Source organism: Sedimentibacter sp. B4 (assembly GCF_000309315.1).
Lineage (GTDB): Bacteria > Bacillota > Clostridia > Tissierellales > Sedimentibacteraceae > Sedimentibacter > Sedimentibacter saalensis.
The window spans coordinates 1-13,682 of record NZ_CANG01000909.1; the positions used below are offsets into that span (position 1 = coordinate 1).

Below are 13,682 nucleotides of genomic sequence, written 5' to 3' on the forward strand. Positions count from 1 at the left end.
TCCTGCTATTTTTTGCTTTTCACTGTCCGGGATTTCATGCTCTAGAATTATGACTCCTGCTCCGTTTCCACCTGAATTTTCATAGGTAAAGGAATTTAAAACAGCTCCATACATGGTGCACCTCACAATAATTATTATTATAATTATAATCTAAAAATTAACATATTACAAGAAAATTTAAACTTACATTAACTTTAAAGGGCCTTACCATTCAAAATATATTCCATAAAATGCCATGAATATTTTTTTAAAATTCCTCTTTACAAACTGCAAAACATCCGCTATAATAATAAAGCAATGCGGTCGTGGCGGAACGGCAGACGCACTAGCTTGAGGGGCTAGCGAATGTATATTCGTGGGGGTTCAAATCCCCCCGACCGCACCATAATGAAAAATAAAAACAAGAGAAATTTCTCTTGTTTTTTTATTTTACTGCAAAACCACATAATTTGAGCTCACAAAACCGTTTTGACCGTTATATTCAATGTTGTACCAATCTCCTGACCTGCCGAGTATTCTTAAGGTTGCACCGTTAGGTGCCATTCCTGTTACAGGAGAATTCAGTGACGGGCCGCTTCTTATGTTCAAATAACCGCTAGTGAGATTAACTCTTCCAGTTTGGCCGGTTGCTGCACCAGCGGAGGAAGTAAAGTATTGGTTAATTGCATCTGCAATTGCTCTTGCTATAGGATCGATGTTGTTTGATATCCAGTTGGCATCTTCAACATTGTCATGGAATGCAACTTCAATGAGAACTGACGGCGCGCTTGTTCTTGACACTTCTCCGAGACTTGTGGTGGGTGTAATTCTCACCCGTTCAGGATTTGGATATATTTCCTTGAACTGCTGACTTATGAGTTCTGCCATCCTTAAGCCGTTTGCACTTGAAGGATAATAAAATATTACCGTTCCTCTTTGATTTCCTGCCTGGCCTGCACCAGAAGCATTTGAATGTATTGCCACATGAAAATCATAGTTTCCTGCATTTGATTCTCTTATGGATGAACCAGCTGTCATATCAGGCCTGTTTCTGCTGTAATCTATGCCGTATTGTTGAAGATAAGGAATCATGGCATCTGCAATTAAATTCATCCAATATTCCTCGTTTCCGCTTGTAATATACGGATTGAATTCCTGTGTAGATGGACTTAAATATATTCTAGGCATAATAACCCTCCATTTCTTTGTATATTTCATTTTATGCTGATTTTTCCATACTGTTAAAGCTTTAGTTATGTAATTTATTAATTAATCATCATATAATGTATGGGGGGAGTTGTATGATTCGAAAAACAATCAATTATATTAGGGAAAATATTGTAGCTTTAATATTCATATTTTGCTTTCTTGTGGCAATGGTGTCTATTGCTAAGGTAAGATGACAAAAAAAGGGCAAGCCGTGGATAACCACGGCTTGAGGCAAAAAATTTAAGAGGCATTTATAAATTCTCATTTACAAATGTAATTATATTATAACCGATATTTCAATTAATTCAAATATTTTTTTATATTTTTTGAATAATTTGATTATATTCTTCCTTTAATATGGACATAAGGTGTAAGTCATAATATTTATTGTCTTTTTTTGCTGCATTTCTCATTATTCCTTCATATTTAAAACCAAGATTAAGGTAAAGACAAGAGGCCTTGTTGCCTGGGTAATGGTCAAGTGTCACTCTCTCCATGTTAAGAGAATTGAAGCAGTAATCAAGAAGCATCATCATGACTTCCCTTCCGAAACCCTTTTTAAGGCAACTTTTTTCTCCTATGTAAATCCTTGTAATGTCCAAGGAATTTGAAGAATATGAAATATTGGACAAATATACTCTCCCAATTGCATTGCCTGTAACATTATGAACAATAGTATACTGCTCTTTTGAAGGATCACTTTCTCTTGTGATGAATTCGCGTACAACATCCTCATAAGAACGTTCTTCATTTATGGTCAGAAATTCCTTGATGTAATCTTGTTCTTCCCAGTGAAAAAAATTTATGCAGTCATCAAAGGTACTTTTTCTCAATTCAATGTTTTTAGAAATCATTTTTGGCTCCTAATATTTCATATTTCTGTAGTTTAATCGTATGCTTTTTTCCAGCATGTTCCTGTTTTCTTCAATTATACCTTTAAGAGCCATCACAATCAATAAAAAATAAATGTAGTTTTTGTAAGTGTAAATTATGGAAAGAAAACATACAATAAAAAATGTGTTTGTCATAATCATATATCTGCAAAGTGTCTTCATGTCCAGAAACAATTCAAAAAAACATTTGCATACATTTCCGCCGTCCAGAGGTACAATTGGGATCATGTTAATGCATGCCAGAAATAAGTTAATATTTGCAAAATCGCTGTAGTTAGTATTGCGAAATCCTAAATAGAGGCATGCATTGCACACTGGTCCTGACAGGAATAAAATCAACTTTTTTAAAAAACTTGAACTTTCCAAATCTGCATTAAAAGTGAATCCGAACAGCGTTATTTTCACCTTGTCAAATTTTATGTTCAGCAAGACTGCACAAAACAAATGGGCCGCCTCATGAGCTGTCAATGCTATAATAATAAACATTTCCCCTTAGGGCTAGTCAATGATATCAAATAGCTTAGCAGGGTTCACTGATTCTCCGTCCTCCCACACTTCAAGATGAAGCATCATGCTTTCTTCATTTAAAGCAGCTATTACGTCTCCTGCAGCAACATGCTCTCCTTCAGCTACAAATGCTTCCTTTATTTGTCCGTATATAATTGTCTTACCCTTGCTTTCAACAACAACGTAATCTGACAGCTTTTCGTTGTTCCCCAGCTGAACAACCGTTCCGCTTGATATGGACTTAACAGATTGAGTGTTGGAAATTATGTCCAATCCATGATTGTAATAGTTAGCCTCTGTGCCTTTGTTAATACCGTAATCTTTATAAATTTTGCCGTTTACAGGAGCTGCAAAGTCAGAATCTTTGCCGTTAATAAAAGGCAGACGATTTTTTATGCCGAGAGCAGCTTCCCCGATGGTGCTTTTAACTTCCTTCAAATTTAAACTTTGGGTTATTTTTTGGTCAGCTGCATCAATAAACTTCCTGGAAACTTCTGAATCGATATTTTTCGTAACTATGACCGCCGCCACCAAAACAATGCTGAAAATTACCTGAAGTGCCAATTTTTTGTTTATGCTTTCTTTCCTTTTAATGTTGATTCTTTTTCTTGTTATTTTATTCATTTCACCCACCCCTTCACTACATATTATTAAAATGTTACAAGCTTTATTACAAAATAAAAAACTTTTGCATAAGCAAAAGTTATTTTATTTGAGACACTATATTTTTTGCAGCTCTTTGAAATGAGTTATCTTCTGTACCAAAGAGGAAGTAGCTGTCCATATCAAGGAATTTTGTGTTTTCTTCTATTACTATGGGGGTTATCATTGTCATTTTTTGTATGTCTTTTATTTTCATCATTGTTCCGTGTACTGCATTTTTTTTGTTGAACCTGTTTATTACAGCTGTAAATTCTTTTAGTCCTGACATTTCTGCAATAATCTTGTCATTATTAATTTCTTTGACGCAAGAAAAGTCGTTGTTGTTTATGTCCACTGCCATATCAGCAATGTCAAAATCAATGAAGCTTGAAGAGAATTTTCCTATGTCTACAATTACATAATCATAAGATGATTTTGCTGCATTTATAATTTTTGATAATTTTTCCTTTTTAATATCGTCCAACTTCCCATGAATTCTTGGGTACGGTGCAAGATTTAAATTTTCAACAACTTCTATAACAGACTGCTCCAGTGAACATGTGTCGTCAAGCACATCCTTTATGTCATAGATAATATCTTCGTTAACCTTTAGATATTCGGACATTTTTTTCTTGCCACCTGACAAATCTGCAAGAAGAACCTTTTTTTTGTCTTGAGACAATTCAATTCCCATTTTTATACTCAATACAGTGCTTCCAATTTCGCTTTTCTGCGAACCGACTAAAACAACTCTGCCCATTCTGTCACCCCTTCTTTTTAATGAAGAATTAAGAATGAAGAATGAATAATTGAGGTAAGGATTTGCCCCAAGGCAAATCCCTCATTTAATTCTTAATTCTTAACTCTTAATTCTTAATTGTTTTATTGATTTGCTTGATTTGTTATTTTAAGGTATTCACCAATTACTTCTCTTACTATGGGAGTAGGATAACGTCCCGAACCTCCTTCAAACAACACGCAGGCAACTGCTATCTGCGGGTCATCATATGGTGCAAAAGCAACGTACCATGCAAAATCAGCATATGGTTCGCCAGTGTCAGGATTTGTTCCTTCCTTCTGAGCAGTTCCTGTCTTGCTTCCTACCTGAACAGGGAAATTTTTGTAAGGCTTTGCACTGTCATTTTCGGAAACCATTCTCATTCCTTCCTTCAACACATCCAGGTGACTGTAGTCAGAAAGTTCTATTCTTTCAGATTCTCTTAAAGGAACATAATCTGAATTTTTTCCATCGTAAGTTTTTATTTCCTTTATGAGGCTTACATTTCTCCTGTAGCCTCCGTTTGCAATTGTGGCCACATAATTAGCCATCTGTAATGTTGTATAAGAATTGTTACCCTGGCCAATGCTTATGTTTAAGTTGTCTCCAACATTCCATACAGCCTGATTGATATATGAATACTTGAGAATGTCAACCAAAGGAACATTGTAGTCATTAGTTTTATCAGGATTAAGCTTAAGTTTTACCAATCCGTCATATACTTCACCCCTTGTCATGGGCTCATCCCTATCAATCCAACTCACTATTTCTTCAACTATTTCATTTTTCATACCAGCATCAATTGAAAATCCGTCTTGCAGATATTTTTCAATGTTTGCCTCGAGGAAAATTCTTAAATATACTCTTATATTGAGTTTCTTACCTTCAATGCTGGGAGCTCCACCTGAAGCTTCCTGAGGAATGTCAATTTCAATTCCAGTTTTATCATCAAGGCCAAGCTTATCAGCCATTTCTATAATGTCTTCGGCATCTACCTTCACAGTGTGGCCCTGGCCTGTTGCCAGGTTTTCTCCAAGCACTGTTGTGTAATAATAAAAGTTGCATGAATTCATTATTGCTTCATACATTGTCTGTGAACCGTGTGCTCCTCCATACAAGTTGTATATCCAGCAGCTGAAATGCCTGTCGCCCACTTCCATTGTTCCTGCGCAGTACACCGTAGTGTTGGGGTCAACACCTTTTTCCAGTGCTGCAAGAGAAGTTACCATTTTAAATGTAGAACCGGGTTGAATGGCAGTGAGCATTGCAATGTTGTAAAGAGGCCTTGGGGCCAGCGGATTCTTTGAGTCATTCATGAGGCTGTTCCAGTCTTCACTTGAAATTCCAGTTGAAAACATGTTAAGGTCGTAGGAAGGATAATTGGCTAAAGCCAAAACTTCTCCTGTCTTCACGTCAAGAACAACCAATGCACCTGATTGAGCATTTTTATACTTATCTTTAAATGTAAAGTTTCCCCATTCGCTTTCAAAAACCCCTCCAACCTGAATTTGTTCAAGTCCCTTCTTAAGTGATTCTTCTGCACTTTTTTGCAATCTTGAATCGATTGTAAGAAACAAATCATCACCGGGAACAGGAGCCTGGCTGGACACTGATCTTATAGTTTTTCCCACATTATTTACTTCAACTGTCTTCTTACCCTTTTCTCCTCTTAAATAATCTTCAAACTTTTCTTCAAGACCGGTTTTTCCTATTATATCGTCAGTGCTGTAGCCTTTGTTAACCACATAGTCCTGAACTTCATAATCCTGTGCGATTTTACCCAGATATCCAAGCACATGGGCTGCAGTATCATACCCCGGATAATATCTTAAAGGTTCTATTTCAACATTAATACCATTAAGTTCATGAGATCTTTCAGAAATCATAGCCACAGTCTTCTCAGAAATGCTGTAGCATATATCTACAGGATGGTAAGAAAGATAGCTTGTTTTGTTGTAACGCTCCCTTATGACCAGAATGTTTCGCATTTCGTAATCATTTATATCACTGCTTATTTTAAGGGATTCACGAAGCATCGCAAAGACTTCCTCAGCAGAATAATTTTTAACATCATCTGTGTCGTCTTCAATCTTCACATTTTTATTGATCCAGTTTCTTTTGTCCCTGAAAGGCGTATATTCCCATTCAGCAATGGAAATGTACGGATTTTCATATTTTAACAGTTCCACCTGAGCGTAATATTTCACCGCTTCATCAGTGATTAAATTATAGAGAACATCATAATTTTTAAATGCAGTCTCCTTGATGAAATCATAAGCTGTTGTTGATGTATCAAGATGCTGCTGATTAAGGTATTTGTTCTTCTGTTCTTCATCAGTGAATTCAAATGATACAAACCCTTCATTTTCTACTGCTTGAACAGGCAAATCCTGATATATTTCCTTAAGCCTTTCAATAAGAATTGACCCCGGTATAACTTTTTCACTACCTGACTGATAAACAGCCTGTAGAAGGTTGTCTATGGAGTACTTCATGGTCATGAGCACAAAGTCATCCTTTGCAGTTGTATCCATTGTTATTTCTTCATGGTTTAAATTGAGGTTTCTTTTTATATTCTTGAAATCCTCATCCTGTACAAAGGAATAATCCACAAGATTAATGTTTGCTGCAAGGTTTCTCTCTTTGAGAAATTCATAGGAAAGACGTCTGATTTTGGAATTAGAAAACAATGTGTTTAAATACTTGCTGTTTTTAAGTAGCAGTTCCTTTACAACTTCATCAGCAGTAAGATTTTCATTCATGCCCTGTTCAGTCTTCCACACCTTTAAAGGATCTGCGATTTGCGTTTGATTTTGTTCTGGTGTTTCCTGATTCTTAACGGGTTCCTGTACTTGAGGCGGTTCCACATTTTCTATAGTACTCAATTCAGGATTTAAAATTGTTTCGTCGAAAACAAAATTACCGTCAACAAGCTTAACAGGAGCATCGATGTCCTTTAAAACAACATTTAAGACAGCTGACTTTGGACTGAAATCTTCACCATAAATATTGATGCTGAAATTAAGCCAGTCTTTCAGATTTTCTGAAACTGATTTTATTGCCCTTTCTTCAGCCGTTGTATATGTAACAGCTTGAAAACTTTCATCTTCAAAATCCTGATTTTCAGAATTAGATGAAACAATTTGCATTCTTTCAAGGTTTTCGTCAATATACTCAAAGGTGTCCAGTTCAATAGGAAATTCATCTATTGGCTTTTCGCCGTTTTTATCAAGAATTGAAGACAATATTTGTGCAACTTCAATGAAGTTTTTGCTATCTATCTCATCAGTATACATTTGCACCGTAAAGCTCGATACATTGTCAGCCAGTACACTTCCGTTTCTGTCATATATCTTGCCTCGTGGCGCTTTAACCGGAATATCCTTGATTTTTTTTATATCAGCAGTCTTTCTATATTCTTCACCTTCAACAACGGTCAAAACAGCCATTCTGAATCCAAGGAGACAAAGCATCAACACAATTATCATGTATAAAATATTGAATCTGTTTTTAAAAAACTTCTGTAAATTCAATTTGCACCTCTACTTTCCTTACTTCATATTCAGTTTGCTGAATATGAAGACTGTCAATTTCAATACAAAAATTACAAGCACCGTGTTAAGCGCAGCTTCAACAAAGATGCTTTTAAAAATAAAGACTGCATTTCCCACGCTGTATTTTAAAAAATACAAAACAAGGTACAAAAGCAAGTGCATTGCAATGGTTGAAACTGCCGTTACAGCACAATATGCAGTATAATTTTCTCTCATCATGCTGTCGCTGTAGCTTCCTATGACGGCTCCTATTAAAAAATATACCAGTGTGTATACTCCAAAAACATCATAAAGCATTGCATCGTACAAAACTCCTGTTATGATGCCTAATATTCCTCCCGTAATCCCGTCTGTCATCATTGCAAATATTACAACCAATATCAATGAAACATTTGGAATTGTACCAAAAATATCAAAAAAGCCGAAAAAGGATGTTTGGAAAATAAAACTTACAGCAACCATAGCAGCCATTAAGCCGAATTTTTTCATTTTAATTACCTTTCATCTTGCATTTTCATTATCTGTTTACTTTGAGAATATAAACTCTGCTCAGTTTTGTAAATTCCACAGCAGGTTCCACAACAATCCTATGAGTGGATGCATCTGTTGTTGGAACAACCTCTGTAACATTTCCAATATATATGTCAGGAACATAAACTTCCCCTATTCCTGAAGTTACAAGAAATTCATCCTTGTTTGCTACAGCCTTGCTGTTGAAAAAATACCCCGTTACGGTGCCGTCAATGCTGCCTTGAACAATACCGCTTTCATCGCTGTCAATGTCCCTGAAACTTATTTTGCAGCTTTCGTCCAGCACAGTGATTACTTTTGACCAATTGGAAGATGTTTCTGCAACTATTCCCACCAGGCCTATCTGCACCACACCCTTTTCTGTTTCAACAGCGCTTATGACAATGTCATTGACCTTCAACCCATCATCGGTGCCCTTGTCAATAGTAAATCTGCTGAACCAGTTTGAATCATCCAAAGCGATTACTTGTCCAACTGTATAGTCATAAGAAAGATTTTTCTTCATTTCATATTCTGTTTTTAAAGCTTCAGACTTGTTAACTATGTTTTCAAGCAGTCTGACCTGCTCCTTGAGTTCGTGGACTGTGTCCGTGAGCATTATGTTTTCTTCACGCATTCTTACAATTTCCTGAACAGAATAAAAAGAACTGGTCAATGTCTGTCCTGTATTGAACGTGAGTTTTTGCAATCCTGACACAACACTTCCCAGAAATCCCAAATTCACGTCATCAACCCTTCCGATGGAAGACAGACCAATCATAATAATCAATACAAATATTGTAATTAAAAACAATATCCTTCTGATATATTTCCTAATAAAATTCATTTCTCACCGCTACATTTCCTCACAAATTTTGCCTGCCCCCAGAGCAACAGACTGAAGAGGGTTTTCTGCTATATAAACCTTAAGCCCAGTTTCTTTTTCTATATAAATGTCAAGCCCTTTGAGAAGTGCTCCTCCACCGGTCAAATAAATGCCATTTGCATAAATGTCTGAAGAAAGTTCAGGAGGTGTTCTCTCCAGCACTCTTTTAATGGCATTAACAATGCTGTTTACTGTTTCTATAATGGCTTCTCTCACTTCATCACTTGTTACGGTTATGTGAAGGGGAAGTCCTGAAACAATGTCTCTTCCTCTTATATCCATGTCCTGGGTATAATTATCTGCACTTTCATAATTATTTTCTTCATTGTCTTTAGATTTGTTTCTAGCCCTGTGTTTCTTGTCATAATAATCCTTGCTTGCATTTCCAAGAACCATCTTGATTTTTTCTGATGTAACAAGGCCTATGTCCATTTTGTATTTCAATTTGATGTATTCCTTTATGTTCATATCCATGTCATCTCCGGCAATTCTTAATGAGTCGCTTTCAACTATTCCTCCCAGGGAAATTATGGCAATTTCCGTTGTGCCGCCGCCTATGTCTATTATCATGTTTCCAACAGCCTGTTCAACAGGAAGTCCTGCTCCTATGGCAGCAGCCATTGGCTCTTCCACTAGCTTAACCTTTCTTGCACCAGAATCATATGCTACATCTTCTACTGCTTTTCTTTCAATCGAAGTAACTCCCACCGGCAAGCAAATAACAATGTTTGCTTTAATGAATCTCCTTTTGTTCAAAGCCTTGTTTATAAAATATTTTATCATTGCACTTGTAATTTCAAAATCAGCTATAACGCCATTTTGAAGAGGTCTTACTGCATTTATTGTCTTTGGAGTTCTGTCAAGCATTGCCTTGGCATTTTCACCCACAGCGCACACCTCGTTGGAGCCAGTGTTTATAGCAACAACTGACGGTTCATTTACTGTTATTCCCTTGTTGCTCACATACACCAAAGTGTTTGAAGTTCCTAAATCTATTCCTATTTTTTGAGTAAAAAAATCTAAAAATCCCATATTTGTTTCCTTTCGCTATTTTATATTAATCCTTCTTCTTTGAAGCTGTAAAAAACTCCATCCCCTATGATAATGTGGTCTAAGACCTTTATTCCCAATATTTTTCCACATTCATCCAGTCTGTTTGTAAGTACTATATCTTCATGGCTTGGTTCTGTTTCGCCGCTTGGATGATTGTGCACAAGAATTATTGAAGAGCATGAATTTGCTACAGCTTCATAAAACACCTCTCTAGGGTGTACAATGGAGCTGTTCAGACTTCCAACTGAAATCTGTGACACTTTTTTTATGTTGTTTTTAGTGTCAAGCAATATGATTTTAAAATATTCTTTTTTGTAATATCTCATTTCCTCCATCATCACAACAGCGGCATCTCCGGGGGAAGATATTTTAATTTTGTCAACTTTTAAAGTGCTTATTCTTTTGCTTATTTCAGCCACAGCAAGAAGCTGTGCAGCTTTTACATCGTTTATGCCCTTGTATGACCGCAAAATTTCTTGAGTAGATTCGGCAATGTTTCTTAAGCCTTTTCCTTCTTCCTTTAAAATTTTTTGGGCGAGCATAACTGCATTTTCGTCTTTGTTTCCTGTCCTTATGATAACTGCAATAAGTTCTGAGTCGGACAAATAGTTAGCTCCATATTTCAGCAATTTTTCCTGAGGTCTTTCATCTCTGGGCATTGATTTTATGGTGTAGTTAGTATTGTCCATTTTATCCTCCAATATGCAATTTTGCATTAAAGCAGCTTAAGAGAAAAATGTTTTGTAAGAATAGTATTCAGTTTTGTAAGCGGAAGGCCCTTCACATTGTTGTAGCAGCCATCAATTTTTTTAACCATGAGCTCTCCATAGCCCTGAATTCCGTAAGCTCCTGCCTTATCTAAATGTTCTCCTGTTTTTAGATAACGTCTAATAAAGTCATCTGTAAGAGGGTTAAACTCAACAAATGTCTTTTCATAATCAACAACCTTTGTTCCATTTTCACTGTCTATGATGCAGATTCCCGTATAAACGCTGTGAGTTTTTCCAGACAGTGATTTAAGCATTGAAAATGCCTCTTCATAATCTTTTGGTTTTCCCATAATCTTATCAAGAAATACTACAGTGTCAGCTGCAATTATGATTCCTTTTATCTCAAAGTCGCAAGAGGCTTTCCATGCCTTTTCAAAAGCAATTTTCATGACTGTTGTTTCCGGAAGATCCAGGTCATTTACCAATTCATCCGTATCAGGTGAAAAAACAATTATGTTTTCCAGATATTTTGATAGCATCTCAATCCTTCTCGGTGATTTAGAAGCTAATATTATATTTTTCATTATTCATCCTTAAAGTTTTCTATAAGCTATTATTGCAATTAACAATCCAATTATTCCTGCAACTGTTAGATTTGCACTAAAACCGAATGTTAGAGTGAATATGTTCAAGTCTAAAGTTGCCGGACCGAATCCAATTCCTTCTCCATAATTCAAAATAGGAAAAGTACTTGCAAAGGCTTGACCCAAAATTGTGCCAATGATAACTGATGTTAAAATCAACAAAACCAAGTAAATGGTATTTCCCTTCTTCATGTTATACCTCTCTTCGCAATCTTAATAGTGTCCTGTTTAAATTGTCAGAAACAAAAATTGAAGAATACCCAACAAAACAGCCTGTAAAAATGCTTACAAGAGATAAAACAGGCATGTAATAATACAGGTTGAACGTTCCGAAAATTATGGCAGCAACAGTAACCTGTGTTGCGTTGTGGGTCATTGCTCCAAGAACACTCACACCTATGAAACTTAATTTTTTGCAGTATTTAAGCCCCAGGCTCATTGCTACTGTGCTCATAATTCCGCTTGCCAGACTGTAAATAAATGTAACAGGGTTTGTTGCCACGAGCATCAAAAGAATGCATCTGAGTATTACTACAAGCATTGCATCTTTAAAGCCAAAAACAACTATTACTGTCATTGTAACTATGTTAGAGAGCCCCAGCTTTGCACCGGGTGCTATGTATGGCAAGGGAATCATTCCTTCTAAAATGCTCAAGATTAAAGCAGCTGCAGTAAGCAGAGATAAAAAAATGTATCTTTGTAATTTATTCATAATTTTCCTTTTCCTTATTGTGCCATAAAATCAACGTCATTTTCTTCCTCGGACTTATCTTCAATTTGAATCATAAACTGATTTGGAAGACAAACTATTATTTCACCGTCTCTTGAAATCTTGCCTTGTGAAAGACATATTTTATCGGGACAGGAAGCATCGTGTATCCATACTTCTCCGTTTTCTATGTGAACCGTATTGTAGCCTGATTTTTCGTCGCCTACAGTGAACTCTGTTTCATAGTCATCAGACATGACATATTCCCCCACAAGTTCCTCGTGGGAGTAGACGTAGGCAATTTTTTCATCAGCATGTACAGCCTTTCTTCCTCCTGAAAAAAGTATCACCACATTGATTAATACTATTGCTGCAATCAGTGCAATATCGTACCTGTTAATTTTAGTTTTCATTTTACGCCCTTTAATATTTTTTAGATTATTCATTTTATCATCAATTAATAGTTATTTCAAGATTGTATATATATTTTATAAACTTTTTTGTATTCCTGAACAAAAATTTAACTAATGACTAAATATCAATTTACAGTGAACAATAAAACTGTTAAGATTATAATTAATATAACTCATTTTCCATAATAAAATCTTAAATTGAGGTGATAATTTGGTAATTTACAAAATAAACCAGGATAAGCTTTCTGAAATAGATTATGAAAACTTTAAAAAAGATGAAGAAAGCACTTTTCTTTTTATCCTTAATCCCAATGAACTGATGGATGTAAACGGTTATTTCCGCTTCAACTACACTACAATAAACGACTGCATACACAAAGATGATACTCCGAAAGTTGAAATTTATGAGAATTACAGTTTTGGAATCCTTAACATAATAGATGCAACACGAGATACATACACTTTTGACGAACTTGATTTCTACTTGACAAAAAAATGCCTGCTTCTTGTTACAAAAGCAGATCTAAGCATAATTGATGACGTTAAAAAAGATGTAGACTCAAAAGGGTCCATGATTTTAAGCTTGGACAGAATATTGTATACATTATTTGATAAAATGTCAGCAAAAGACTATCAGATGCTTTCATACCTTGAAGCAGAAATTCAGGATGTGGAGGTTGATGTAATTGAAGGCAAAACAAAGGATTATATTTCAGATATTGTAAATCTTAAAAAAAAGCTTTTGTTTTTAAAGAAACATTATGAGCCGCTTTTAGACATTATTGAAGACATTACCGAAAACAGCAACAATGTTCTGGACAGCAAATCAATAACTTACTTTATTATTTTGTTCAACAGGATTGAGCGCCTCAACAGAAAAGTTGGAAATTTAAGGGATTATGTAACACAAATAAGAGAATCCTACCAGGCTCAGCTGGACCTTAATTTAAATAACACAATGAAACTTTTTACAGTAATTACTGCAATATTTCTCCCGCTTACGCTCATTGTGGGCTGGTACGGAATGAATTTTACAACTATGCCGGAGCTCCACTGGGAATACGGTTATGCATTTGTAATATTACTGAGCATTTCAGTTTTTATAATCTGTATATGGTTTTTCAAGAAAAAGAAATTAATGTAAAAACTAAGATAATTTTATGTAAGCAATTCTACAAAAATATTTCACAAAAAA

Annotated in this window: 15 protein-coding genes and 1 tRNA gene; 2 read left to right on the top strand and 14 right to left on the bottom strand. The window is 35.6% G+C overall.

Annotated elements, in window-relative coordinates; all coding sequences use genetic code 11:
* Positions 1-299: 299 nt before the first annotated feature.
* Positions 300-385: transfer RNA gene (locus BN358_RS15165), tRNA-Leu, on the top strand.
* A gap of 44 nt (positions 386-429) precedes the next feature.
* Here BN358_RS15165 and BN358_RS15170 read toward each other — a convergent pair.
* The 14 genes from BN358_RS15170 to BN358_RS22495 form a co-directional block, all read right to left on the bottom strand.
* The gene (locus BN358_RS15170) at positions 430-1,167 is read right to left on the bottom strand and encodes an N-acetylmuramoyl-L-alanine amidase (protein WP_019229397.1); all 738 of its coding nucleotides are present in this window, start codon (positions 1,165-1,167) and stop codon (positions 430-432) included.
* Positions 1,168-1,505: 338 nt separating this feature from the next.
* A complete protein-coding gene (locus BN358_RS15175; RefSeq protein ID WP_019229399.1) occupies positions 1,506-2,042 on the bottom strand; it encodes a GNAT family N-acetyltransferase in 537 nt (178 codons plus the stop codon).
* A 9-nt stretch (positions 2,043-2,051) separates the two neighbouring features.
* Positions 2,052-2,567 (bottom strand): hypothetical protein, encoded by a 516-nt coding sequence (locus tag BN358_RS15180; protein WP_019229400.1) that lies wholly within the window; start codon positions 2,565-2,567, stop codon positions 2,052-2,054.
* A 12-nt stretch (positions 2,568-2,579) separates the two neighbouring features.
* Positions 2,580-3,212: a M23 family metallopeptidase gene (locus BN358_RS15185; protein WP_019229401.1), complete on the bottom strand. Its 633-nt coding sequence runs from the start codon at positions 3,210-3,212 to the stop codon at positions 2,580-2,582.
* A gap of 79 nt (positions 3,213-3,291) precedes the next feature.
* On the bottom strand, positions 3,292-3,990 hold the full coding sequence (locus tag BN358_RS15190; RefSeq protein WP_019229402.1) for an AAA family ATPase: 699 nt from the start codon (positions 3,988-3,990) through the stop codon (positions 3,292-3,294).
* Between the two features lie 122 nt (positions 3,991-4,112).
* Positions 4,113-7,541 (bottom strand): penicillin-binding transpeptidase domain-containing protein, encoded by a 3,429-nt coding sequence (locus BN358_RS15195; protein WP_019229403.1) that lies wholly within the window; start codon positions 7,539-7,541, stop codon positions 4,113-4,115.
* A gap of 18 nt (positions 7,542-7,559) precedes the next feature.
* Positions 7,560-8,051: a rod shape-determining protein MreD gene (mreD, locus tag BN358_RS15200; RefSeq protein ID WP_019229404.1), complete on the bottom strand. Its 492-nt coding sequence runs from the start codon at positions 8,049-8,051 to the stop codon at positions 7,560-7,562.
* A gap of 28 nt (positions 8,052-8,079) precedes the next feature.
* Positions 8,080-8,919, bottom strand: coding sequence for a rod shape-determining protein MreC (mreC, locus tag BN358_RS15205; RefSeq protein WP_040583781.1), 840 nt, complete (start codon positions 8,917-8,919; stop codon positions 8,080-8,082).
* Positions 8,920-8,928: 9 nt separating this feature from the next.
* Positions 8,929-9,990: a rod shape-determining protein gene (locus tag BN358_RS15210; RefSeq protein WP_019229406.1), complete on the bottom strand. Its 1,062-nt coding sequence runs from the start codon at positions 9,988-9,990 to the stop codon at positions 8,929-8,931.
* Between the two features lie 20 nt (positions 9,991-10,010).
* Complete coding sequence (gene radC, locus BN358_RS15215) at positions 10,011-10,700, bottom strand: DNA repair protein RadC (protein WP_019229407.1); 690 nt, start codon at positions 10,698-10,700, stop codon at positions 10,011-10,013.
* A gap of 26 nt (positions 10,701-10,726) precedes the next feature.
* Positions 10,727-11,305, bottom strand: a complete 579-nt coding sequence (locus BN358_RS15220) for a Maf family protein (RefSeq protein ID WP_040583782.1) — start codon at positions 11,303-11,305, stop codon at positions 10,727-10,729.
* A gap of 9 nt (positions 11,306-11,314) precedes the next feature.
* Complete coding sequence (locus BN358_RS15225) at positions 11,315-11,557, bottom strand: DUF4321 domain-containing protein (RefSeq protein WP_019229409.1); 243 nt, start codon at positions 11,555-11,557, stop codon at positions 11,315-11,317.
* A 1-nt stretch (position 11,558) separates the two neighbouring features.
* A complete protein-coding gene (locus BN358_RS15230) occupies positions 11,559-12,077 on the bottom strand; it encodes a Gx transporter family protein (RefSeq protein WP_019229410.1) in 519 nt (172 codons plus the stop codon).
* A gap of 14 nt (positions 12,078-12,091) precedes the next feature.
* The gene (locus BN358_RS22495) at positions 12,092-12,487 is read right to left on the bottom strand and encodes a NusG domain II-containing protein (protein WP_019229411.1); all 396 of its coding nucleotides are present in this window, start codon (positions 12,485-12,487) and stop codon (positions 12,092-12,094) included.
* A gap of 211 nt (positions 12,488-12,698) precedes the next feature.
* On the opposite strand from BN358_RS22495, the gene BN358_RS15240 reads away from it, so the two are divergent.
* Positions 12,699-13,631 carry a CorA family divalent cation transporter gene (locus BN358_RS15240; RefSeq protein WP_019229412.1) on the top strand — a complete coding sequence of 311 codons (933 nt, stop codon included), beginning with the start codon at positions 12,699-12,701 and terminating at the stop codon, positions 13,629-13,631.
* Positions 13,632-13,682 lie beyond the last annotated feature (51 nt).